At 45.7% G+C, this 25,799-nt stretch carries 21 protein-coding genes; 6 read left to right on the forward strand and 15 right to left on the reverse strand.

Annotated features, from left to right (window positions below):
* Positions 1-52: 52 nt before the first annotated feature.
* The gene (locus U2F10_RS05840; RefSeq protein WP_499871271.1) at positions 53-772 is read left to right on the forward strand and encodes a GntR family transcriptional regulator; all 720 of its coding nucleotides are present in this window, start codon (positions 53-55) and stop codon (positions 770-772) included.
* A gap of 140 nt (positions 773-912) precedes the next feature.
* A complete protein-coding gene (locus U2F10_RS05845) occupies positions 913-2,340 on the forward strand; it encodes a PDC sensor domain-containing protein (protein ID WP_163697102.1) in 1,428 nt (475 codons plus the stop codon).
* Here U2F10_RS05845 and U2F10_RS05850 read toward each other — a convergent pair.
* From U2F10_RS05850 to U2F10_RS05915, 14 genes are all read right to left on the reverse strand, one after another.
* Positions 2,337-3,659, reverse strand: coding sequence for a dicarboxylate/amino acid:cation symporter (locus tag U2F10_RS05850; protein WP_163670577.1), 1,323 nt, complete (start codon positions 3,657-3,659; stop codon positions 2,337-2,339). The genes U2F10_RS05845 and U2F10_RS05850 overlap by 4 nt on opposite strands.
* 50 nt (positions 3,660-3,709) lie before the next feature.
* Entirely contained in the window at positions 3,710-4,807 is a 1,098-nt protein-coding gene (locus U2F10_RS05855) for a peptidoglycan-binding protein (protein WP_163697104.1), read from the reverse strand.
* Complete coding sequence (locus U2F10_RS05860) at positions 4,804-5,610, reverse strand: aspartate/glutamate racemase family protein (RefSeq protein WP_499871273.1); 807 nt, start codon at positions 5,608-5,610, stop codon at positions 4,804-4,806. Before U2F10_RS05860 ends, U2F10_RS05855 begins: the two co-directional genes overlap by 4 nt.
* 75 nt (positions 5,611-5,685) lie before the next feature.
* Positions 5,686-6,078 carry a DUF4280 domain-containing protein gene (locus U2F10_RS05865; RefSeq protein ID WP_499871275.1) on the reverse strand — a complete coding sequence of 131 codons (393 nt, stop codon included), beginning with the start codon at positions 6,076-6,078 and terminating at the stop codon, positions 5,686-5,688.
* 13 nt (positions 6,079-6,091) lie between these two features.
* Positions 6,092-8,101: a VgrG-related protein gene (locus U2F10_RS05870; RefSeq protein WP_163670569.1), complete on the reverse strand. Its 2,010-nt coding sequence runs from the start codon at positions 8,099-8,101 to the stop codon at positions 6,092-6,094.
* A gap of 213 nt (positions 8,102-8,314) precedes the next feature.
* Positions 8,315-8,800 (reverse strand): CIS tube protein, encoded by a 486-nt coding sequence (locus U2F10_RS05875; protein WP_163670567.1) that lies wholly within the window; start codon positions 8,798-8,800, stop codon positions 8,315-8,317.
* Between the two features lie 65 nt (positions 8,801-8,865).
* Positions 8,866-16,023: a Rad2 family DNA repair protein gene (locus U2F10_RS05880; protein WP_499871277.1), complete on the reverse strand. Its 7,158-nt coding sequence runs from the start codon at positions 16,021-16,023 to the stop codon at positions 8,866-8,868.
* Positions 16,024-16,026: 3 nt separating this feature from the next.
* Positions 16,027-16,575: a phage tail protein gene (locus U2F10_RS05885; RefSeq protein ID WP_499871278.1), complete on the reverse strand. Its 549-nt coding sequence runs from the start codon at positions 16,573-16,575 to the stop codon at positions 16,027-16,029.
* Position 16,576: 1 nt separating this feature from the next.
* Entirely contained in the window at positions 16,577-16,834 is a 258-nt protein-coding gene (locus U2F10_RS05890) for a hypothetical protein (protein WP_163670561.1), read from the reverse strand.
* 7 nt (positions 16,835-16,841) lie between these two features.
* On the reverse strand, positions 16,842-17,273 hold the full coding sequence (locus U2F10_RS05895; RefSeq protein WP_348918745.1) for a hypothetical protein: 432 nt from the start codon (positions 17,271-17,273) through the stop codon (positions 16,842-16,844).
* Positions 17,274-17,284: 11 nt separating this feature from the next.
* The gene (locus tag U2F10_RS05900) at positions 17,285-17,770 is read right to left on the reverse strand and encodes a phage tail protein (RefSeq protein WP_163670559.1); all 486 of its coding nucleotides are present in this window, start codon (positions 17,768-17,770) and stop codon (positions 17,285-17,287) included.
* 8 nt (positions 17,771-17,778) lie between these two features.
* The gene (locus U2F10_RS05905; protein ID WP_006519850.1) at positions 17,779-18,261 is read right to left on the reverse strand and encodes a phage tail protein; all 483 of its coding nucleotides are present in this window, start codon (positions 18,259-18,261) and stop codon (positions 17,779-17,781) included.
* Between the two features lie 45 nt (positions 18,262-18,306).
* The gene (locus U2F10_RS05910) at positions 18,307-18,804 is read right to left on the reverse strand and encodes a phage tail protein (protein ID WP_163670557.1); all 498 of its coding nucleotides are present in this window, start codon (positions 18,802-18,804) and stop codon (positions 18,307-18,309) included.
* A 113-nt stretch (positions 18,805-18,917) separates the two neighbouring features.
* Entirely contained in the window at positions 18,918-20,630 is a 1,713-nt protein-coding gene (locus U2F10_RS05915; RefSeq protein ID WP_163670555.1) for a phage tail sheath family protein, read from the reverse strand.
* A gap of 480 nt (positions 20,631-21,110) precedes the next feature.
* Here U2F10_RS05915 and U2F10_RS05920 point away from each other — a divergent pair, with 480 nt between their 5' ends.
* From U2F10_RS05920 to U2F10_RS05935, 4 genes are all read left to right on the forward strand, one after another.
* Positions 21,111-22,388 carry a Pvc16 family protein gene (locus tag U2F10_RS05920; RefSeq protein ID WP_163702945.1) on the forward strand — a complete coding sequence of 426 codons (1,278 nt, stop codon included), beginning with the start codon at positions 21,111-21,113 and terminating at the stop codon, positions 22,386-22,388.
* 6 nt (positions 22,389-22,394) lie between these two features.
* Entirely contained in the window at positions 22,395-22,658 is a 264-nt protein-coding gene (locus tag U2F10_RS05925) for a hypothetical protein (protein WP_499057680.1), read from the forward strand.
* Between the two features lie 69 nt (positions 22,659-22,727).
* Positions 22,728-22,943, forward strand: coding sequence for a hypothetical protein (locus U2F10_RS05930; protein ID WP_499871279.1), 216 nt, complete (start codon positions 22,728-22,730; stop codon positions 22,941-22,943).
* Positions 22,944-23,271: 328 nt separating this feature from the next.
* Positions 23,272-25,224 carry an ATP-binding protein gene (locus tag U2F10_RS05935; RefSeq protein ID WP_499871280.1) on the forward strand — a complete coding sequence of 651 codons (1,953 nt, stop codon included), beginning with the start codon at positions 23,272-23,274 and terminating at the stop codon, positions 25,222-25,224.
* Between the two features lie 215 nt (positions 25,225-25,439).
* On the opposite strand, the gene U2F10_RS05940 is transcribed toward U2F10_RS05935, so the two are convergent.
* Positions 25,440-25,649, reverse strand: coding sequence for a Nif11-like leader peptide family natural product precursor (locus U2F10_RS05940; protein ID WP_163671186.1), 210 nt, complete (start codon positions 25,647-25,649; stop codon positions 25,440-25,442).
* Positions 25,650-25,799 lie beyond the last annotated feature (150 nt).

Raw genomic sequence — 25,799 nt, forward strand, 5'->3', positions numbered from 1 at the left:
ATAACAAGGCTAGGTGATATTTCATCAAATCCTGACATAGGCACTCTTCCATATGTCGTCAACATCTGTTCCTTTACACATCACTATCTCGGAGAAGCTTCGCCAGCAAATTGAAGCAGGTGATTACTTGCCTGGTGAAAAATTGCCCAGCGAACATCAGCTGATGGAGGCTTTTAATGTCAGTCGGATTACGGTTAGACAAGCTGTGGCCAACCTAGTTAGTCAGGGGTTGGCACAAGCGCAACAGGGGCGGGGTGTTTTTGTCACTCCCAGGCAAAAGGTCGCCTATGCATTATCTAGCCCCTTGGTTTTTCTAGAACGAGATCTAGCACGTAAAGGGATTCAGTTCACATTTGAAAATCTTACTTTTAGAAAAATTCGTCCTTCTAACGCTGTGCAAACATCCTTACAGTTGCCTGATAAGTCAACAGTTTATCTGCAAAAAAAACTGCTGCATATGGATGGCGTCGTTGGTGCAGTGGATGTCAGCTATCTTGTACTGGAACTGGGGCAGCAGTTTGGTGCTCAGCTGAAGCGGCAAATGACATTTCCAACCCTTGAAGCTCATGGAATCGTCATTGCGCAGGTTGATGCAGTCATTGAATGCACGCATGCTGACTATGAAATCAGTGGTTATTTAGAAGTGCCCTTAGGTCAACCACTGATTGTGTATCGCTATACGGCTTACACCCATGATCAGTCCCCCATCTTACATGGGGAAACAATCTCGCGAGCAGATCGTTTTTGCTATTCTCTCTCCTTTGAGAAGTGAAAAATAGTCATCCAGTTTCAGGTGAATAAGATAGGAGTCCGGTGGAATCAGCAAATTATGTTGATGCTGTAGCGACTACGGGCATGTTAGTAGGAGATTCTTGGCTTGATTCAAAGCCTCTAACCCTAGCAATCACTCCTATGACAGCTAAATTCAAAAGTTCTCTAGCCACCGGGATAACTACCGGAGTTAATGCGACTAAACAGCTTGTTTCTATTCGCTGGAGTTTGCCCCTGTGTGTGGTCACCCCCTTAGTGTCTGGCATTCTTTTGACGAGCGGGTTGGCTTTTCGTAACGGTCAGAAAGCTGTAGATGAGCTAGTGGGAAAAATTAGTACAGAAGTTGCTGCCAATATTGAAAAACAGGTTGACAGCTACTTGACCAAACCATCGCTGATTGCTTCTGTAATTGAGACCGAGGTGGCTAGTGGCAATCTCAATATTCAAGATACTCGTCAGTTGGGGCAAACTCTCTGGACGTTCACCCAGTCCGATGAACTGACTAATAATCTTTTCTATGGCAATGAGTTGGGTGAGTTTGTTTACAGCGAACGTCAAGATGATTCAACTCGTATGGATTTTGTCGATAAAACCACAAATTTTCAACGCATTGCCTATGAAGTGGATACTAAGGCTAATCCAACAACCCAACTGACAGTATTCGACTACGATCCTCGGGTTAGAACTTGGTATAAAGAAGCCGCTTTCAACAAAGAACCTGTCTGGAGTCAGGTCTATATTGCCAATTCTAGGGCGGATCTTACCCTGACTCGTGCCACACCCATTTTTGATCAAAATGGCCAGCTACAGGGGGTATTTGGCATAGATGTTTACCTCTTTGAGCTCAGTGACTTCCTTAAAAACTTATTTGTTAGCCCTAATGGCAAAGCATTTATCATCGAGCCATCTGGAGATTTGATTGCAATTTCTGCCAATGAGAAGCCATTTATCGTGCAAGGAGACAAAAAACTACGTCTAGCGGCAAACAATAGCCAAAATGAATTGGTACGAGAAACTGTCAATCATCTGTTAGAGAATATCGATGATCTGAATCAGATGAAAAAGCAGTACTCCTTTAGATTTGATTTAGACGGGCAAACGCAGCACGCCCATATTTATCATCTAAAAGACTTAGGAGTTGATTGGATTATTGGAGTCACCATTCCTCAAGATGACTATATGGCCAAAATTCGAGAGACAGCTCAACATACCCTACTTATTGGTATTGGTATTACAGTGATTGCTTCTTTGTTAGCGCTAACCGCAGCCTTGCATATTATTCGTCCCATTAATAAGCTAAATCAAGCGGCAGATGAGATTAAGCGTAATCGGTTTAATCCGCGGACGTTAGCCCATGTTATTTCACGACCTGATGAGTTTAGTAAGCTTGCTAAACTATTTAATGATATGGCTACTGTGGTGATGAGCCGCCAACAATCTCTATCTGAGCAGGTTAAGTTGTTGAAAACAGAGATTGATCAGCATGGTAACGCTGGTGACGATCGTCAGCGGCTGGAGACATTGTTGAGACATGCTCAGCAGGTGCGACAAGCCTATAGAAATCGCTAGTTGAGACCAGGGATAATAGTTTTGCCGCTAGATTTATCAGCAATTACAGCAGTTGTTGCAATGCCGGTGTGAACAATACCCAAAGTACGGAATGGGTCCATAATGGGATCAATCGCTACGAATAAAACTAAGACAGCCTCCAACGGCAACTGTAACGGCTCTAGCACAATCCCCAGCATCGTTAATGTGAGAATGCCAGTAACCCCCGCTGTTGCCATACCGGCAAAAATAGATCCGACAATTACAACCATGATGCTAACTGGACCTATTGGCTTGTCATATAGCTGCATCACAAAAACTGAGCCCAAGGCAAAGTAAATGACTGAGCCAAATCGACAAAGTGTAATTGACAAAGGCGTAACCAGGTTTACAGTTTGACGACTAAAATTTAAGGCTTCGGTTAACTGGGCAATAGCTGATGGTAAACACGCTAAGCTGCTGGACGTCGCTAAGGCCAGGATGGTCGGCTCACGTAAAGCTGACAACACTTTAATGATGGACATCTTGGATTGTTGCCAGACCACTATCGTACTCAAAACATAGATGACTAAAAACGTGACTAGGGTAGCTATGACAAAATTAATCATTGATAACATCACATCTAGCCCCTGTTGAGAGAGCTGATAGGCTAAAAGACTAAAGAGGCCAAGGGGTAAAATCATGGTCAGCCAGTCAATTAGTTGATTAAATGTTTTATAAATGGCTTCTAAGATATCGAAACAGGGCTCAGTAACGCGATCGCGAATCAGCCCCAATGAAATACCGACAATAATGGAGAAAATCAATACCTTTAATGTTTCACCCTGGCTCAGGGCATTAAAAATATTTTCGGGCACCAAGCTAATCAGAAATGAGGCCATCCCTCTGGAGGATTCTTCAGGAATTGGCCCTGTCAACGCCATTTCTAAATCAATGCCAGAATTATTAACCAGGACTCCTAGAGATTCCAGTGTTTTGGTAGATAGATTACGCCCAGGTCCCATCATAGCCGCCAGAATAACGGTTAAGCCACTGGCAGACAAGAGACCTAAAGGAAAGATTACCAAAATACGTTTGATATATTGAGCTGCATTGCTGCTCTGCATCAGTCGGCCAATGCTAGTGGTAATAGCGGCTAAAAGAATAGGTAAAACACACATCTTCAGTAACCCCAAGTAAAAATTACCGAGGGGTGCTAGCAAGATGGCAAATTCTTGATGTGTAGTACCGACATAGATTGCTAGTGCAACACTAATGAGAATTGCCCAGGGACTGCGTAACCATTTGAGTGAGAGAGTATTTGACCAAAACTGTTGTTTAGTCGCAGGATTAATCGTCATAATAAGCCCGTATAGATGTTGAACTTGTAGAGGCGCATAGCTGTTGATCCCTACTCTTTTTCATCGGTCTCTAGATGATCGGCATAGTCTTCTAGAACGGTGTCAGCTGTGTAGTCAAGACTATAGGTATCTAAATACTGATTAACAAAGTCTTGTAAATGTTGACTATCCCAAGGTAAGGCCATGGCAATTTGGTCTTGGGTGTCATTTAAGGCAATGGTTTGTAACCTGAGGGCTGCGTCTGGATTTTTATGAATAATTTTTTTGACTTCAAGTTCATCTCGATAAGCTGCCTGAATATCGCCATTAATGACAGCTTCTACAATGTCCTCCCATGTGGGATATTCTTGAATCGTGGATTTAGGAAACTTTTGTTTAATAAAACTAGCGTAAGATGAACCTTGAATAACACCCACGTTGCCGCTGAAGTTACGAATGGCTTCAATGACCTGATTCCCTTCGGTTTGTTTAGCCAGCTGCACCCGATTAACTAACAATCCCTGACGCATGGTGACATAGGGGCGGGAGAATCGCACCCGTTTGGCCCGACTGAGGGTGCGACTGAGCTTAGAAATAGCAATATCAGCCTTCAGTTGATATACCTGATCAACAACATCATTAAAGGTATTCGCTGAGCGGTTAAACTCTAAATCAACATCTAGGGCATCAGCTAATCCCTGGGCAATAGTAATGTCCAACCCCTTTGGTGTGTTGCCTTCTGTAAAAAAGGGAGTGTTATCGGTGCTAAGTAACGCGACGACTAATTTTCCGCGATCGAGAATGCGCTGAATATCAGGAGGCATCTCTGTCCGGGGAGCATGGATAGCTTCTTCTGTACCTGCAAGCTGGCGCTGAGTTTCAGTGCCAGCGATGCCATCTGGCTGTAGATTACGGTCTCTTTGAAATGCTTTAACGGCAAGCTGAGTAGATTTGTTATAGCTCCCGTCAATCTCTGCCTCAAAGTATCCTAAGGTATGCAATCGGGTCTGTAGCTGTTCAACAGCGGTCCCTTCACTCCCTAATCGCAGAGTATTTAGGGTATTAGCCAGGGCAGGCTGGGCAGCTAATTGAACCAGACCAATCAACAGGGTGACAACAAGGAGATGCGATACCCATCGAGGTAGTCGCAGTGACGATATATTAATCATGGGAAACTCTTGACTGACACAGTGGATGACTCTGAAATTATTCCGTAGGCAAGATCGAGGGTGAGATTGGCCATGATATCCAGGGGATCAATCCAGTTAATGGGTAGCTGGCTGAGTTGGGCAAGACCGATGGATATTTCTGTACATCCGGCGATTAACAGTTCTGCTCCTTGAGCCGCTAGCCAGCGAGAAGCAACGATCAGCTCGATGAGAGCAATGTCTGAAACCCAGGCACCCGTGGCTTTGATTCCCCAGTCCGGTGAGTAAATTGCTTCCATAATACGATGCTGAATAGGAGAACCTAAAGGGGGCAAAATTGGAGAGATCCCATATTGAGCAAGGCTAGTGGTATAGAGTTGCGATCGCAACGTTCCATCTGTTGCCAACACGCCCACCTGCCGTACCTTAGGAAAACACTGAGCAATGTAAGCCGCTGTTGCCTCCATCATATGTAGCCAGGGAATATCCAACTGTGCCTGCACCGTGTGATAAAACCCATGGGCAGTATTGCAGGTCACCACTAAAAAACCAGCACCCATCGCTTCTAATAAACCAGCACTGCGCACTAGATAAGGAACACAGTCTGACCCCATCCCTGCCAAACTTTGAGTCCGATCTGGCGTAGACGCAGCACTCAACAACAACCAGTTAGGATGCTCCTGATCACACTGTGTTCCCCGTCGCGCACTATGGTGTAGCAGGCGTTGTTCGAACTCAATATGGGCCAACGGACCTAACCCACCCAAAATGCCTGGAAGCTTGACTTGCCGCTGGGAATTTTTGGGAAGATTATCTGCCATCATGTACCCATAGCTTTCCTGGGAGCTTGTTACTCCTTGAGGATGCCCAGTTGACTAGGGGTTTTAGCAGAAAAATAGCTATGGAATCTGCACCGTAAACTGTCCGGGATTCATAATTGTTATCACTCCCCCCCAAGTACACATGCACTTAGAACTGTTGTTAAGGGCTGGAAAGTTATTGATATTTACCGTAGGAGAACCTGGAACCCAGGGAGCTGGAATAACAGGTAAACAGGGCATGGGCGTCAGTACGCCCAGGGCAGCGGCAGTAGCGCTCGCCACAGTGGGATTAGCCAGGGAAGTACACATGCCAAAGGGAGGAATATTCACAATAGGCGCATAGTCCATGATGGTGGCGGCTAGAGGGCCAGAAGCCATGACAGGTGGTCCTTTGGGTAAGACATTTAAGACACTGGGTGCCACCCCAAAAGGGCATTTGAGCATGGCTCCAGCAACAACTTGCATTCCCATAATTTACCTCCAGTTAATTCAACTTCAACAAACTCCCTGCCACCTTCGTCATCCCCGAACACTGAACATTTACGGTCGCCTTCCCCTTCACATCCACCATCGAGCCCTCCATTTTCGCCGTTGCATTTGCCTTTATATTCACCTGAGTTCCCGAAATATCCACCCCCGTAGAACTCACAACAATCTTACTACCACCAACCTTAAGCGTAATCTTCGTCGCTCCGGTTAGCGTGATTTCACCGCCATTAATATTAATCTTCTCACTGTTACCACTCGTGCCTGATTTCGCATTAAGGCTACCGGTGGAGATAATATCTACCTTCTTGCCATTATCATCCATCGAAATTTGATGACCATTCTTAGTCTTAAGCTCTATCTTTTTATTCTTATCGTCAAACTTGAGCTCATGCCCGTCTTTCGTTTTGAGGTCAATATATTTATCAGTGTCATTGAAGTGAAGCTGATGCTTATCCACTGTGGTTAAATACACACCTTTTTTACTATCACCCTTATCTTCTTCCACAAATTGCAAAGTATGCCCTAGGCGAGTTTTTAGAGTTCTCAAACGAACCTTACCATTGGCAATGGTTTCCTCTGTTTTCTCCGGTGGTGCATCTTTACCGTTCCACACTCCCCCTAAAATGTAGGGTCGATGTATATCCCCATGTTCAAAGGCAACTAGCACTTCGTCGTTAATCTCAGGTAGCCAGTCAACCCCCCGGCTGGGTCCTGCTCCCATAGACACCACCCGTGCCCAGTTACTCATGTGGTCTTCGGTTAGAGTGGGCAGTTTTACCCTGACTCTTCCCCACCCTTTAGGATCTTTGTTATCGGCAACAACCCCCACCATTAGGGTCTGCCCTGGCAATAGCGTATTTTTAGTTTCCAACGTTTGTAACAAGTCGCCACCACGCAGTCCTCGTACCGAAAACTCAGTCATGTAAATGCGCTCGTGGAGCACATGCCGGGTCTCGGTAATATAGTAACTGCCGCTATAGTTACCCATACCCGTGAGTTTAACCACTCGCCCTGGTCGGATTGACGGATCGCCCTCACTGCGAGCATCAGCCTGGACAAACTCTCCACCCACTTCGTCATAGAGCGCCTGAGCCATCGTTTGAGCCTCTTTAGCTTGGGAGATCGGCTGATCAACCATGATTAACGTCGGTGTTTTGGGTTTACCATCAAAGCTGCTAACAGTTTTACTACCGTCACCACTATCGGTATCAGTTAAAACCTGTTTTGCTTTACTAATGGTTTCAGAAATTACCTCTTTTCGGCTATAATCCCAACCCCGCACTTCCACACTTTTGACCTGCTCAGCACTGCTTACGCGCACACGAAAACTGTGGATATCCTGTAGCCATTCTAGGGACAGAGTGCTGTCTTTTGTCGGTTTACGAAAGTTGAGCTTGCCATCTTGAACAAATAGTTCAAACCCATGGCGAACAGCTCGTTCCCGCAAAAACTCCATATTGGTCTGGTTCTGCTGAAACACATAACCACTAGAACCACCGATATCTCCGTACCCATAGGGTCCTCCGGTGGAGTCCACTGTCCCTGTAGAAATACCAACTTCTGAGGCAACGGATTTAACAATATCAGAATCCGTTTTATTTTGAAATGAACGATTATGACGTCCTCGATGCAAGCGATGGGAAGCATCGTAACCACGAATAATGATAGGAGCTTGGGCTTCACTGGTGAAATGGGTTTCAATCGCTGTGATTTCTCCTTTGATCACCGTGCCTTTGTTCTCTTCGTCAAATTCGTCTGACTCGGTGGTACTGGAGGTAAACCCGATTTCTATCGATTTGCCAATCTCAAATAGTTTCTCGTGTTTCCAGACTTGATAATTTTCTTCACCAGCGTAGTAATCATTCTGAATTACCAGGGTAAACATTCCTGGCAGATGTAAACTTTCCTCCACCACGATTTGTAAAAGATCCTCCATTAAATCACTGGAGGCGGCTTTGCCATCGATCTTCAGTGTAGGTGTGGCGACAAACTTGGTGGCAGCCATAAAGAAGCTTCTTACAAAGAGAACTTGATTTTAAAGAGGTAATGTCAACAGAACATGGAGGTAATTACCAGTTTCTGAAAATAAAAAACAATTGCTTTTACGTATTTTCACGTCAAGCTCCTATTGCCCCCTGCTCCCTTGCCATCTGCCTTTCTATAACAAATGGCCAGGCACAAGGCCATCTCCTACTTACTTTCATGCCCTCGTTTTTATCTAGCGGCTACTGCTGCCTCGGCTAGGCGTGCCTGTATTACCTGAGCCACTGGTCTCACCAATTTCTTGCAGAGTTATATCCACTGTTGCCCTTACTGGAGTGCCATCAGGCAAAAACATAGTTAGCTTATAGGAAAGTGACTGAACAAAACAACGTAAATATTCTTGTTTTCCCCAAGTAAAGATATACATAGGAGGACGTTCTTTACTGTCTAAGAATTCAACCGCCTGTCGAAAATTTTCGATGTGTTTGTCGAGTACATTTTCGCCTGTCTCATAGGTGTCAAACATCAAACCACCAAGGGTGATGCTATAGGGGTCCGGTGAGCCAAAGCTAATTTTAGGAACACCATCATCCGTGCGGGCACCACCAGACGAATTGAGATTCATCTTACGACTAAAACTCAATTCAGTTGGATTAAACATAAACTCGATATTGCTACCACCTCCTTGGGCAATGAGTTTGGCTTTGACAAATTGGCTCATGGTTCGATCTAATGTATGGTTCGATCTAATGTTCGGACGGATAACTTTTCAAATTTAATTGAGGTTTATCTAGGGTATTTAGGTCCTCTACGCTCCTGTTCTAAAGAAAGTCGTTGTCGCAATAGGCTATAAACTTCTTGAACTAGCATCTCTAAATACTTGCTGTAGTTGTGGCTATCATCGGTTTGTGCATCGGCTGATACAGTAACCGTAGAGGAATTGTCTGGACTAGCTTGAATAACTGTGGGCTTGGTCGAAGATACTGGGCTTGCTACTTGGTGTTGAACAGTAACTGTAGCTGGCTTGGCAAGTTTGACAGTGGGGCTTGCTGACGTTATTTGGCTAGGTTTTGATGTTGATTTTCTAGCAGTGGGGCTAGACTGTTGAGAAGATGCTTTTTTCGTAGACTGATGACCTGACAATTTACGCTGTACAGGTGTCACTAAATTTTCTAAATTAGACCCATTGCCAGGGATATTGGTAATAGCATGTTGCTGTTGACTAGAACCATTGTTAACGTTAGAGACCTGGCGCTGAATTGTGTCAGAGTTGGTCTTTGATGGTTGCGTTGTAGATTCTGAATCTGTATTTGTAGGTTGATCAAAGGCAGGGGAGTTCTGTGGGTGACTGTTGGTCAGGTCTGCAACTAATGATTCTAGATTAGACCACTCACCAGGAATATCGTTGATTGTCTGGCGTTGAATTGTGGAGCTTGATGAGGGTAACTCTGAGGCAGTAGAGTTACCTTTCAGGGATGTTTGAGATGTTTTACCGTGTAACGATGGCAATGGTTCCAACACGCTTAGCGATCTGAGTACCGCTAGCGATTGTTTCTGTCTAGAAGGGGTTAAGACATCTTTATGAGTTGAAGTGATACTCGTGGATATAGATGTCGCTGACTTGTCTTTTGTCTCTGAAGAACGTTGTAACTTTGGGGAATCGAAGGCGATATTCGACGAACGTTGTCCAGTAGATTTCAAGCTTGCAAATTCTCCTCTACCAGACTCAGGCGACTGAATTTGAGTATCACCTAACTGCATCGAAGAATTGTTTGATGTCCCAAACTGAGTAATCTGCTCAGCCACAGAATCACTAATCACGTCCCGTTGGACTGTAGTTGGTTCTATGGGAGTCTGTTTGGATTCAGATAGTGTGTTGTTAGCTAGGCCATGCTTCTTATTCTCTTGCGATGGCTGTAGAACAGGTGGCTGGCCACTTATTGCAGACAAGTTGCTTCCGTTAGGATGATTGGACCGCTGACTGTTTTCTAACGGTGTCTGGTTCAATGGTAATGTGGCTGATTTGCTTACTTCAGACCGGTTGAAATTGGCAACTTGACGCTGTATAGGTGAATCAGGCGTTGGACTGTTTGCGCTATCAGAATGCCGCGTCGTTGGTTCTTGGATATTGGTTACATTATTAACCGACCTCGTCCGAGATGGAGAACTGTCAGTTAGCTGACCTGGCTTAGGCACGCGTTGAACCGATGGCGTTGCGTCAGAGCCTAGCGCAGCATCATGTAGTTCATTAATCTGAGTTTCTGACCAGCCCTTAAGAGATGCTGCATCCGTTTGGTTTAAGACATCGGGATCTGACGCAGTAGGCTGTGTTAGATCAGTAGTACGTTGAACTGAGCCTGTTGAGGTGACATCAGATTGTCCATGACTTGATTTCTGAATCGTCTGGCTTTCCGTTAACCTATCGGGATGATCTGTATCCGTTGAGTTTAAGGTTGATGTTGTTTGACTTGCCTCAGTTACGTGTTGAATCGAAATGGCTGACGTAGCAATAGGTTGAACGTTATTTAATTTGCTAACTTGATTCTCTTCTGATGAGTCATCAAAAGATTGAGACAGACCATAGGGAATTGATTCACTCGGCTGTGTTGAGTCAGGGACTCGTTGGATTGATTCTGTTGGCCCAGAAATGGCTTGCTCATGGTTTTGTTCTTGGATAATCTGATCTATTGATGAGCGATCAGGGGGTGCTATATTTTCTTGGCTAGGTTTATAGACATCTAATGCGGTGGGCTGACTTGACTCGGTTGCACGCTGAACAGACGTTGCTGAGTGAGAAATGGATTGAACATCCTTTAAATTCTGAGTCTGAGCTTCGCCTGATAATTTGTTGGAAGATTGGGTTATCTCATCAGGAGAAATGGATGTGGTAGTTTGTGTGACTTCGTTAGTGCATTGAATCGGATTGATTGAGTCAGAAATGGAGTGTACATCACTTACTTCTTGAATGATCTGCTCTGCTTTCTGAGGACAAGATATGTCCGTTTCAATTGAGCCTGGTGATGCTAAGTGAACTGACTCATATACACGTTGGACCGGCACTTCCAAACTAGATGTAGCAGCTTGAAGGTCTTTCAATACGTTGACTTGAGTTTCTTTCGAGCAATCATCAGAAGATTGGGTTAGCTCAGGAGAAACGGATGAAGTTAATTGAGGGGAAATAGTACGTTGGATTGAGGTTGGTGCACTAGAAATGGGACGCTCATCACTCGATTCTGGAATATCCTGGGCCGCTTTCAAGCTGTCAGGAATGGCTACATCTGTTTGGTTTGACTGATGAGAACCTGATGCGGTGGCCTGGTTTAAATTAGTGGCACGTTGAACCATCTCTGTTGGGCCAGATGTTGGATCAGATGTTGGGCCAGATGTTAGGCCAACAACGGATTGACCAGTACTCGATTTCTGAATAGTAGTCTTGACCTCAGGCGCATGATGAGGGTGAGCGATGTCTGTTGGGATCGGGGCTGATGTGATTGTTTGACGTGGTTCATCCGCACATTGAATTGATCCTGCTGAGGTGGCAACGTGTTGAACATTGCTTGATTCGTTAACCTGAATGTCTGGAAAATTGTCAGGAGACACTCTATCGGCCTCAATTGAGGTTGCTACTGTTGGCTCAACAGTAGTATGTTGAACAGGTTCAGCTGAGGTAGACGTATCTTGAGTATCACTCTTATGATTGAATTCAGTCTCTGCTGACTGCTGAGAAGACAGTTGAGATAATGGCAATTGAACAGCTATAGAATTATTGCCTACATCGCTTGAACTTAGAGACCTTTGAACCTGACTATGGGAAGTATTTTGAGCTATTGTTGGAAGATCTGGTGTGACTGATGCTTGACTGACTGCAGTTTGGTCTTGAGGAGATATCTGATCAGCAACGTTCTTACTTTGTATAGGCTCTATCATAGAACGCTGAACAGAACCCATTGACTCAGGTGGTATTGCTGGAGTCCCAAGATCTAATGCTGGCCTGTTAAATGTGGGATCTTGCTGATTAGATAGTGTCGGATCCTGCTGATTAGATAGGGACAGTTCTATCTGTGAATATATAGATGGTGAATCCTCAATATTGTCTGGCACGCCAGACAAATCGCTGGGCTGTCGTTGGATTGGGGCTGAGGCCGTTGGAGACAAATTCGCCTGGGGTGATATTTCAGTCTGGTCTAATGCAGTCTGGATTTCAGGGGAAGAGGTTAGTGGATTGGCGGCGAATGCCAACTGATTTGCGGCTTGAATCCCATCTGGAGCAGCAGAGGACTGAAGATTTTCCTGTTGGTTGGAATCAGTTGATGGCGCTGATGTAATCTTACTAGGGTTTACAGCTCGCTGCATCGAGATAGACGGCTGCGACTCATCTTTTGATTGAATCTTGTTCTCAGTCGAAAAATCTCTTTGGGGAAGGATTTCATTTGAGTCAAAAGATTGGGATTCAGTATTAGATGCCTCTGAAAAGCACTGAATAGATGAGTCCTTAAGTGGTACTTCTGGAGTGAAGGAAGCACTGGCACCTTTAGTATCAGATAGTTGAGTTGGGTTTATCTGATGTGATTCGTGAGACACTAATGGAGTTAATTCAATCGATTCAGCTGCCCGCTGACTTGACTTGACTGAATTAGAGATAGATTGAATGTCGCTTGAAAACTCATTTGTCTGAGGGTCATTGGGCAACGGTTGAGCCACATTAGCTGAACCCAATTTGTCAGAAACTGAGTTGAATGGCGACTTGGATTCGGTTACCCGTTGAATTGATTCAGTTTGGTGGGAAAGGGATTGACTCGAGATTGAGACATCAGGCAATGAAGCCTCGGAAGGATTGTTGCTAGGGGGTTGTTGAGAAACAGTTGGTTGGTTAGAAGCGCGGGAGATTAGTGTATCGGCTTGACTATAGGTAATATCAGTTGTGGTTAATTCAGAATGTAACTGTTGAACTGAAGGAGATTTATCTGGTTCGATAGTCTGTGGACTCTCTGCTATGTCTGTTGCTCGCTGGAGAGTGCTATGAATATTCGCTGTCGGTAACGTATTAGAGTGATTATTTGATTTGTGTGCGATCGCATCCCCAACCACCTGCGTTGTTTCTACTGGTCCTGAATCATTAGAGACCTTGGGTGACCCTGATAAATCAACTCTCCGTTGAACTGATTCTTCTGAGTTAGCAACAGATTGACTATGGCCCAAATTCTGACTAGTCTCAGTTTCGGCAAGGTTATTAGCCGATAGCTGAGTTGCGTCCGTTTGGCCAAATTCAATAGGCTGAGTTGTATCTACTTGCGCTGATTTGTTAGACTCCCTAGTTGACTGAATTAAATCCGCTGATCGTTGAACTGTTGCTTCCAAATTATCACCGGATTGATCATTACCTGAATTCTGACTAGTCTCAGTTTCGGCAAGATTATTAGCCGATAGCTGAGTTGCGTCCGTTTCGGCAAGATTATTAGCCGATAGCTGAGTTGCGTCCGTTTGGTCAAAGTCAATAGACCGGTCTGTGTCTACTTGCGCTGATTTGTTAGACTCCCTAGTTGACTGAATTAAATCCGCTGATCGTTGAACTGGTGCCTCCAAATTATCACCGGATTGATCATTACCTGAATTCTGAAGAGTCTCAGTTTCAGAACGACGATTAGCCGATAATTGGGGGCTGTCTGTCTGACTAATTTCACTCACAACTGAGTCCGAGCCTGAGGACTGAGGTGTTCCAGCGACTCGTTGAATGGGGTCAACCTGGTTAGATATTTTCTCGAAAAGGCTATACTGGCTGGAATTCTCCCCTTTTATGGAAGCAATGCTATTATCCCGACTAGGCATAATAGGGTCTCCCAGATTCTCAGAGGGATAAGACTCAAAGCCCTCAGAATTGGGGGATTGGCTTCGATGTGAGGCTTCGACGGTGAGCTTAGCCGAACCGCTCAGCCGAACGGGGTCTGAATAATGGTTAGCTTTTTTCCTAGAAATATCCTTAGGTATGGACGGGGTTGGATGGGGATAATTGAATAATGTTTCTGACAGATTACTTGCAGACGGCTGACCTGTATCTACTGGGCTGGAGTCATGGGAGCCTTCTATTGTCTGAGATGGTTCAGCTACACGTTGAATCAGTTTGGGTGCATCAGTAACAGATTTCTCAGTGCTCAGTGCATCAATTGAGTCAGCCGCTGACGCATGACTGAGAGACTCTTGCGATCCAGATAGTTGATGGTTTGAAGAGTTATCTATATCACTAAAATTAGGTGACCTTTGAATTTCAGAATGAGCAGCTATCTGATCGGTCGCTGATGGCTCTGATATAGCAAAATCCTGACTGACTGGAGTTGGTCTCTGCGCGGGTGATTGGATACCCTGATCACCGATATCAGATCCAGCTATAGTCCGTTGAATAGGATCTATTGTGGAAGATAATGTCTCAGGTGTCGCTGTGCAGTCGAATGATTGATTAGAATTATCTGATTTCAGATCTAGAGTTTCTACCTGAGTTAGCTCTGCTTGTGAACTGTTATCACCAGCATTGATTGTTTGTTTAGATAACAGATCAACTTTTCTTTGAATTATATCTGGGCTATCTGAATTCGAATGAGACGATACTTTAGCCTGGTCTAAGGCAATCTCCTGAGTTTCAAGAAGGGCCGATAATCCATTGGGGGCTGTCGGTTGCTGATTGGACGCTAGTTGAATGTCATCATGGGCAATACTCGTTTCACCAGAGGAGGATAAATGGCCAGGTGGCTGCTGCGACTCATCACATCGTTGAACAGGCGAGTCAGTTGCACGTGTTCCTAAAGTTGGCCCTATCTCAATAGTGGGAGACGGATTTGAAGTTGTGGGTTTTGTATACTCTAAGCTTGATTGAGTGGCTACGTCCGCAGACTGTCCAATAGTTGGGTGATGCTGAGTAGCTCGTTGAATCGGAGAAGATAATTCTCGCAGACTCTGAATGGATTGGTGAATATCAGTTGAGCCCAGTCCCATAGGTGGCGGCTGGGCAACCGCATTTTGCTTATTATTGTTGACCGTATCTGCAGCCCTCTGTAAACTGCTGGGGGCAGTTTCTTTTGATGCCTTAGGGATAGTAGTGGATGAATCAACTGTATTTGAACCTAGAGTTGAGCCTGACTCAGCAGTTAGAGACAGATCTAAAGATTCTTGGGGTTTCAACCCTAACCCAGCTTGAGTTTTTACGTCGGTAGATTGCCCAATCTTTGGATTATCCTGGTTAGTCGATTGTTGAATTGGAGACGATTCACGGAGACTCTGAACGGATTGGTTAATATCGGTTGAGCCTAGGCCAATGGGAGACTGTTGAGCGGATGTTGGTAGATGTGGTTCCGGAACAGATTGAGGACTATTAGTAGGGGATACTTGGGGATGATTGGATGTAGTGTTGCGAGTATTCTCATCCGTTAACCGTTGTATGGTCTGAGCCTCAATTGTCGCGGAGACCTCATGGGTATCAGAAGGGTCACCATCTGTTATTTTGTGAGCAGCCTGAAAATTTGATGTAGATGCATGGGTTGGAGATGCTTGGACAGTAGACTGATGAGGGGAGAGATGAGGCGAGGGATGCGGGGAGGGATGTGCGATCGCATCAGAACAACCTTCTACCTCTGGCGAAAAGTAACGCTGCAAACGGCTACGAAAAGAGGGAGTCTGCTCGACGGAACTAGGTGTATTTTCTCCCTTAACGCGCGATTTTGCATGGTGAGCTGAAAGTACTGGCGTGTCTACACTACGCGCAACTGTATTATCTGTGATACTGGATTGCGATGCATGATCTGTTCCGTCAGAGGTAACGGCAGGAAACCCATGGGGATAAAACGTTTTAAGATCTAAGATCGCTAACGATGACGTCCCCAACGAATGTCGCTGTACCCCGCTGCCCAGGTTACGAAATGCGCCTAAGGGAGACGTATGCCCCAGCTGTCTTGCCATCGATTACTTACTCTCAAAGTAGCCAGTATCAGAGCGTTTTGTTAGCATTGTGGCCCCACCGCCACCACTGCCAAAGGTGACATTCAAACCTTCATACGCTAGCGTAAGTTCCTCGATGGCAACGGCACTACCCTCTGCCTGTAGAGAAGGTGCCTGCCACCCCACAGGAACAGCACCAATCAAAGTCCAACATTGTTGGGTTTGTCCCGCTTGATTGAAAATTAAGATATTGATGTTGCGGCGATACTGTTGGAGGGCAGTGCCTGACGTGCGCGGTTGAAACAGTGTATTAAGCCAGTCCCAAAAGACTTGATCGCCACTTATACCCCGCTTTAGCGTGACATCCGAAAATTCAGGTGTACCCAACAAAATTCGCTGCTGGTCATTTAGGCCTCCTTCCGCGACGGTTTCTTTTTTGACCTGCACGCCAAGTCCACCACATTCTGTAAAACAGGCTGTGATTTTGCTTTCGATCTCCACATAAAATCGATTACTGGTGACATAGTTAGCTGCGGTAGAACTCTCAGAGCTGCTGCTTGATGTAGTGGCCATTTTATCTCCTGCAAGACCGTTCCTGTTGTAATTTCATGTCGTCACACAGGAGTTGGTGGATGCGATCGCAAAATTGTTGCATCGCTAGGGGATTATGGGCTAGCTTCTCAGCTACCTGAGCCATCATTCGTTTTACTTCCAGCGTATGATCACTCTGCACAATGGCGGGTGCCACAAACGCTGCTGGGTTAGAAATATCGCTACTGGGCGGCAAAACAGTTGTGCGTTCAGCCCCAGCCATAGAATCTAAATTAGTCATAACGTATTTACCCCGTTAGGCGATTGATGTTTCTATAAAAGTTCTGTAGATAATTTAAGTCTCCGGCAAATAAGCCCTCAATGACGGTGGGACTGACCTCAGGTAAGGTGCCCAACGATAGAATAACCCGTGCCAAAATAATCACCGTGGCATAGGCTGGATTCATCTGAACCCTTGGATCAGACATGGGTTCAATCTCATCAATGGTGCGGGCCAATCGCATGGTGCCGTGTTGATGCACTTGACCAGCCGCATCCAGATAGCCCGTTGGCAGCCTGAACATAAACTCAGTTTGTATACCAGAGGAGCCATGACTGGGTGCTTCTGGTTGAAAATCTGAAGCGATGGTTTTGGGCGGCAACGGATCAATGGGTTGAATAGAGGGCTTAGTTTTGGGTGGTGCTAACCCTAAATTGTTGCTGAGTTGAATGGCTGTCATAATTCTCTTTCTCAGTTACAGACGCGTTTGAGCGATTCGACAACAATTTCTACTTCTTCAATGTTGTAGTCAGCTCCTTTAACATCTAAATCAGAGATTTTATAGCTGACGGGCCAAGCTCCAGTGAATTCAAAACGAAATTGTTCATCCCCCGCTTGATCATAGATGCAAAGAGCACCGTTGCGACGCTGGTCAATCCAATTACCCTCACCAATGGTATCCATCCACTCCCAAAAGGCTGTGGAAATGGTCAAACCTCGTTTGATTGTGATGTTGGTATAGGAGCTGTTTCCTGGAATTTTAGATCGAACAATGTGCCCACGGCTTTTTCCCTGTTTCCCCCAAACCTGGGGGGTTACTTCACAGATTTCGATGACATCTTGCGATCGCGCAAAACCACTACATTCCATGAAGTAACCATCGGTTGAATCAACACTACCGTCCAGCCTAAGTTCCAGATAAAAACGAGCTTTAGTTAAAATCTCTGGAAATGTCATTAGTTACACTATTTGTTTCGAGTAACTTGAGTAAAGTACAACTCTAGTGTGTCTTCCGCTAAGTTGCCACCACTATCAACGGCAAGGCTGCCAATCTGTTTCTTACTGCCTGGAAATAGATCGATAAAGTTATAGCGCATGGCCTCTTTCCCATTCGGGTCATAGACCACTAGCGAACCCGTTTTGCGACTATCCATCGCCTTGGAACCACCCCCCGAATAGGTGTCTGGGTGGCAATCGTTATACCAATCTGATAACTTCTTCTGATCAGATTCGTTACCCGCTACATAGGTCAGGGTAACGGTACTGTTGTACTTCACACCGCCAATCGTTGCCTGGGTTTGAGTTTTGGCATCTTTAGTCACACCAATGGCTGAATCTCCACCAGCCACTTCTAACTCAATCTCAGGCCCAGTACAGTTTTTGATTGACAAAGCTGTTACGCCATCAATCTCGAAATAGAATTTTGAATTGGTTAAATATTGGACCATGACTATGTTCTCTTGACTGTTCTCTTGACTGACCTAAAGGTCAAACTACATGGTGCGGTTAAACTTTTCGCAGGTAATGGTATAGGTCTCTTCGATGTAAGCATCCGCCGTTACATCGAGATCGGCACACTTATATTTAGAAGGCCATGCCTCAACAAATTGCCATTTAGCTACCTCATTGCCATCGGTATCGTAGGCAGTAATGCTACCTTCTTTTTTGTTGTCGCCCCATTTACTCTTGCCGCCATTGGAAGAAGGTAAACAGTTCTCAAACCACTCGTAGAGCTTTTTGCTGGTACTGTCACCATCGCCGCTGGCAATGCAGACACAGTCAAAGGTAAACAGTCCTTCAAAACCCGCTGAGTTTACTTGCCACAAGGTTTTACCACCCTTGGTGGTGCCAACAGCCTGCTGTCCACCCTGGACCTTAGGAGAATAGTCAGGAATATTGACACTCTTGAAAACAGACTTTTCCCCTTCACAAACTCCGGCAAGTTCCAGATAAAAACTACTTGGGGCTATTGGCTTATTGAGATCAGCCATGGGGTTATCTCCTTAAAATTCTGAAAACGTTGACCAAAACCCCTCTCTTTTTCGGAGGGGGGATGACGTAGAGGCACTCCATGGAACGCCTCTACATCCTTGATTGATATCCCTTATTGATTAGGTGCCCACTGGCTGATACGGAAGATGACAAATTCTGCCGGGCGTACAGGGCAGACACCCACTTCAACATATAAGCGGCCCAACATAATGGTGTCGTGGGTATTCAGCTCACCATCACACTTCACATAGAAGGCTTCTGCTGGAGATGTACCAAACAAGGCTCCCTCGCGCCATAGCCGTTCTAGGAAGTTACTGACCGTGCGACTCACACGAGCCCAAAGATCAGGATCGTTAGGTTCAAAGACAACCCACTGGGTGCCAATTTCAATGGACTTTTCAATGTAGCTCAACAGTCGCCGGACGCTGATGTAACGCCACTGAACATTGTCAGGTTCAACCAGGGTACGAGCACCCCAAACTTTTAAGCCACGATTGTAGCTGGAGAAGTTACGAATGCAGTTTACACCCAAAGGATTCAGCAGTTCTTGCTCACGCATATTTGTCTCGTAAGCCAGGCCAATAACACCCCGGGGTGTTTCGTTGGCAGGTGCCTTAAACACACCGCGAGACTCGTCAGTACGGCACCAGATGCCCATCATGTGACCAGATGGGGGAACCAGTTTAGGACGACCGCCGTTGCGGGGGTCAGCCACCTTGATCCAGGGATAGTAGGTGGCCCCAAACATAGAGCGACGATTGAATGTGGTCAACCACTTAGCCGCATCTGCCGGACGCTGACGACTGGGTTCTACGGGATCCATGCTTTTGCCTGGTTTTACCGGCGGTGGATCGATAATGGCCATGCGATAAGCGGGGCCGGGGAATGAATTCTCACACATGCTAAGCATCATTTCCATGACACCGTGCACCTGATCGAGATCAATCAGACCTTTCTCGTAGGCTAACAATAGGTCTGGACAAGCCACCATAGAGACTTCATCAATCTCATACAGACCTTGAATGCCAGTACGATCGTCGCGGTTGCCTTGAAGATCGCGATTAAAGCGCTCTGGCTTGCCGACATAGGGGGGAGGTGCGATCTCATAGGAGCCATTAGCCGGTCGGCGAGAAAGAGCCTGGCCAGATTGTGAGATGTTCTCAACCACAATATACTCAGAGGGCTCTAGCATCGTGACAGCATAGTCAGCAACATCGGAGGCCACCTCTGGATTCATGCTCAGGTGATCGTACTGCTCTAAGATTTCATCCCCTTGTCTGACGATGACTGTGAAGTACTCACCATTATTAATGGGGGGTTCCGCATCCTCATCGGCATCGTCAGGTAAAGGCTTAGGTCCTCCATCTAGAACACTGACAGTTAATCGACCCGCACTGGATGGAAGCGCCAAGGTGCCTTCTTCCTCAGATTCAGAGGCTTTTAGATAGAAGGAAAGAGAAGGTTTACCACTGGAGGTGATCAGTTTGGTTGCATTCTCAGATGCAGCAGGTTTAGGCGTGCCCGGTAGCTTAGTGCCAACACTTACCACCCAACAGCGACCGCCACCATTCAAAAACCAACCCTGTACAGCAAAGGGAAGGTAAGCGCCAAAATCAGTGAACCCATCGGAGCCTGGCTTGCTAAAAAATTCTAAGTATTGAGCCCAGTTGGTAACCATCATGGGCTCAAACAGTTCAGCGTCTCCTCGTACGTCTTCGGTAAAGCCGATAAATCCGGCAACACTCATGCTGACGCCCTCAATGGGGCGACTACCTCGGTCTACCTCTTCGACGTAGACCCCTGGCGCAAAGTAGTCTAAGGCCATACTAGTTATTCTCCATCCAGTTTGAGCTGTAGTATCTGTGTTTTTCCGTAGAGAGAGGACGTTCTCCTCGTCTAACAGGAAGATAAAAATATAAGTGTTGCTAATTAAGTTTTAATCTGTTATCCGCAAAGGGCAGTGATAACAGGCTAAATCGTCTCTTAACCATATCCAAGCTAAAATCGATTGCTTCTTCTACAAAAACGAATGTTCTGGATGTGGTCAAAGTATAAATCGGCAACAACAATGTGAGTGGATTGACTCCTAGAATACTGTTTTCCCCAGAATCCCCATGCAATATCAATAAAAATCAAATTACGTATATTTAGTTCCCATTACTACGTTTGAACTATCCAAAATTACGGATGGAATAATGGTTTATCCAGATTGCCCAATGGCAGTAGACGCTAGTATTTATCAAACAATGTTGAATTCAATCGTTAACTGGGCACTTCTATAGCAGACGTTTTCATACATGGCTGAATGAGTAATCATCTTGCGATCGCAACTGTCACCGCTACACTACAGCGGTTGCTTCAGGGCGCGATTCAGCGTGATGTAGACGGAGCTCGAGTTACCACCCTAAAGCCCAACAGCATTGGCAGCAGCACCCCTGAGTCAGGCATCAACTTGTTTCTATATCAGGTCGCCCACAATAATGCTCTGCGCAATGGTGATACTGCCACATTTCGCTCTAAAAAAGGCCCCATTCGACGCCACTCCTCTCTGGATCTTTACTATATGTTGAGCGCCTATGGTAATGATACAGAATTAGAACCCCAGCGGTTGTTGGGGAGTGTAGTGCGCACTCTGAGCGATAAAACTGTGCTCACCGCCGATATGATTGACACCGCAATTGTAGACTCGGCGTTCTTAGCCAATTCAGATTTAACCACCCAGACGCAACAAATCAACATCAATCCAGTGCCCATGGATATGGATGAGCTGTCTAAAATTTGGTCAACATTTTTTCAGGCACCCTATTCATTGTCTCTGGTTTATAAAGTCATGGCTGTTGTCATTGATGGTGAAATATCGACCCAGAAAGCCCTGCCAGTGCGAGAGCGTTACTTTGGTGGGATGGTTCCATTTCCCCATCAACCAGTAATTGAGAAAGTAATTGCCCAATCAGGCCCTCTGTCCCCCATTGATGAAAAAACTCCCCTGCGAATTTTAGGGAAGCTGCTGCAAGGACCCAATACTCAAATCAAAGTTGGTGATGCTGAGATTGTCCCAAACTCAATCACCGACAATGAAATCAACGTGTCGCTTACAGACGCCCCCCGCTTATCTTTACGGGCAGGCATTCAGTCTGCACAGGTGATTCACTATGGAGGTCAACAACAATCGCAACATTCCTCAAAAATCGTTAATCAATCTGTACTGATCAATTCCAATGCGTTACCTTTTGTTCTGCGTCCCACCGTAACATCGATAAAAGTTGTTGATATAGAAGGCGTTGACGACGATCCACGGACGGGGATTTTACAAATCTCCACCTATCTACCTGTCGGTGCTCAACAGCATGTAGTGCTTGCCCTTAATGAGTGGTCCACAGATGCCCCAGTCACCTACCTCTTTACCGCATCTCCCCGCGCAGCAGATACCGACAGTTTGACAATTTCCATTAGCGGCGTGAAACCTGGCGACTATCTTGTTCGTCTACAGGTTGATGGGGCTGATAGCCTATTAGGTGTTGATACTGATCCTAACAGCAGCACCTTTAATTGGTTTAATAGCCCCAGAGTCGTCGTCAAATAAATTGTCATGAGTGACGTTTCCGAACCCAATGCGGACCAGCCAGCCGAACCTGATTTTGAGGCCTTAAAAAATAAGATGAACCTAGAACTCGAAACAATTAGTGTTAATCAGCTGCATAATTTAGCGACCCAAGCAGTTGAGAAAAAACTCATTACCGCCCACGGTTATCGTGGGGGACAGTATGAATTACTCCGCGATGGAGAATTTGTTCTGTTATCTCCGACAGAAGCCATTCAGTATTTGCAGGACCTGTTGCAAACGAATGATTAGAATTTGTTAAAGAGCAATTGCATGATTTAAATTTTATGCCCTGGCACCCCAAACAGCTGGTTTTGCTCTATGCCGACAACTCAGGAAACACAGTTATCACAATTGATAATACTGAGATCTTGCACCTGGCAAGGAAGCATTAACCCGCCTTGGACTCAAAGTCGCAAGGCTAACTGGCTCAAAACCGCTCAAGCGGTTAAAGAATCCCTAGAAGCTCTAGATATAGAGCTGCCCAGCCAATCTTGTCCCGTTAGTGGACAGCCCTCAATTAGCGTTGGGTTTTGAACCCAACGTGGGTTTGAGCTTCACTTTGCCCTTCTCGGAGAGTGGGCTCGAAACTGTGAGCAACTCTCCAACTTATGTATACACGGTAGCCTAAAGTGGGGCCTAACTCCCCCTTTAGGAGTAATTAAGTTATCTCTGTTAGGCAAATTGGGGTTTCCCCGAAAGTAGGCTCTCGTTTATCGCCAATATTCAGATTTAGTAAAGGATACGGCTAGGTCGATTAATAAGGTTATGCCTTAATCTCAAACTATTTCTTAACAGCACATTAAATACTCGTCTATCTTGCCATTGGTGAGATATTGCTAATAATTTTACTGAGCCAAACACCATGACTGTTGCATTGTCACCGTCTAAATCTATCCAAAGTTGGCACAGTGCCAATCAGCAATATCTCAGCTATTCACTCGCTCAGATCCGTCAACAATTACAACAAAAAAACGAAACACAAACTCCTTTAGCCCACCCCACCCCACCTGCATTAGACAACAATTACAATGGTCAACTATTTGCCATAGAACTACTAACCCGTTCCCTTAGCCTCACAAACTTCGAACAAAACATTCTCCTGCTATGCGCAGGTATGGAACTAGACGGGCATTGGCCCAACCTGTGCCAAACAGCTAGCGGTAGCCCCTATCCTACCTTTGGATTAGCCTTAAGCCTATTCGAGAACGTCTGCTGGGAAGCGTTAACCCCCAGTGCAACACTCCGAAGGTACCAGCTGATTGAGATCGGTGGCGGCAATGCGTTAGTTACGAGCCCTCTACGGATTGATGAGCGAATTTTACACTATCTGACAGGGGTGCAATATCTTGACCAACGTTTGCAAACACTGATGCATGCTGTGCATGCGCCCAGTTTGTTAGTGCCTTCCCATCAACGTCTTATTGACCAGATAGAACAGACTTGGACTCAGAGGTTGCCGGGGAGTCTCCTGTCAGTTATTCAATTGATTGGCGGTGATAGCTCTAGCTTGAGAACTGTAGCCTCTGAAGCCTGTCAGCATTTAAGCCTGGAACTACAGGAGTTGTCTGCTGAGGCGTTACCTACCGATTGGCAACAGCTGAAAACATTGCAAACATTATGCGAGCGTGAATATCGACTGAGTCGCATGGCAGTGCTTTTAAACTGTGAGGATTTAGAGACTGAAAGTGCGGAGAGACGGAGTGCGATCGCAACCTTTATTGACACGACCAATCTCCCCCTGATGATTACTGGTAGAGATCGCCGTCGGCAGCGGCAGCGCCCCCTTTTCACCCTCGAAGTAGACCACCCCACATCGTCAGAACAGCGTCAACTGTGGCAGTCTGGCCTCGGCCATCGCGGAACGACTTGGCAGACCTCTATCAACTCGCTAGTGTCTCAGTTTAATCTGAGCCCTAGTGCCATTCATACCGTTTGTCTACAGGGGCAAACAGTTAATACCCCTGAGCCCCTATGGAATCTTTGTCGTACCCAGGCTCGACCTCGCTTAGATGAATTAGCCCAGCGTATTGACGCTCGTGCCACCTGGGATAGCCTGGTATTACCCGAAAAAGAACAACAGATAATTCAAGAACTCTCTACCCACGTGGCCCAGCGCTCTCGCGTTTACGAAGACTGGGGTTTTGGTGGCAGAAGTGGTCGTGGATTAGGCATTAGTGCTCTATTTTCTGGTGCGAGCGGTACGGGTAAAACGACAGCAGCTGAAGTGATCTCACGGGATCTCAATCTTGATCTTTATCGGATTGATCTAAGTACAGTGGTGAGTAAATATATCGGTGAAACTGAGAAAAATTTGCGTCGTATTTTTGATGCCGCTGAGGGCGGGGGGGTGATTCTACTCTTTGATGAAGCCGATGCTTTATTTGGTAAACGCAGCGATGTCAGTGACTCTAAAGATCGCTATGCCAACATGGAAATTAGTTATCTTCTACAGCGGATGGAGTCTTATCGGGGGTTGGCCATTTTAACCACCAACCTGAAGAACTCCATCGATCAGGCATTTCTCCGTCGTTTACGGTTTGTTGTTCAATTTCCTTTCCCCGACGCCAAACAGCGAGCTGAGATTTGGCGTCGTGTATTTCCTGCGGATACTCCCACTAAAGACTTAGTCTATGAGCGTTTAGCAAAACTGAGCATTGCTGGCGGTAACATCCGGAATATTGCCCTGAGTGCCGCCTTTATCGCAGCCGATGCTGATGAGCCTGTGATGATGAAACATCTACTGCAGGCAGCTAAACGCGAATATCTAAAGTTAGAGCGCCCATTAACCGATACAGAAATTAAGGGATGGATATAGGGGTACACCGCCGTGCCTTCTTCTTGACACTAGAAAAGCCTTAGAAAAGAGAGTTTCAATCCCTCTTTTCTAAGGCAATGCAGAGAAAATGATCAGCTATGCAACTATGCTAGTACCCATGGCAGAAACTTGGCAGCGATCGCATCCACCCATCCACATTTGAATTTGATAGTGGGCAAACTTACGCCACAAAATACTCGTGTGACCCAGATGCTTTAAATTCCAGGAATCTCAGAGAGTTCACACTCTAATTCTTCCACCGAGAAATTAGTCATCTCTCGCCATTCTTTCATCGTAAACGAAAAGCCCTTTTGGTTAGCCATCGCTACAAATATCTCTGGGCTAGGTGCTGCACTGAGGGAGTTGCGTAGGGACGGGTTTGTTTGAGCTTCGCGAAAAAGCTTAGCTACTTGTTCTCTAGCCATAATTTAAATACTCGCTAAAGGAATTGAATCAATTAAAATTCATTTGTGTTTACTGTTGTACTCTGAATACCTGGCTAGTGCGAATCGTTAGAATCACGGAAGTTTTCTCACGTTTAGGTGGTTAACATAACAAAAAAAGTTGACAGCAAT

Source organism: Leptothoe sp. EHU-05/26/07-4, from assembly GCF_043421015.1.
Classification (GTDB): Bacteria; Cyanobacteriota; Cyanobacteriia; order Phormidesmidales; family Phormidesmidaceae; genus Leptothoe; species Leptothoe turfae.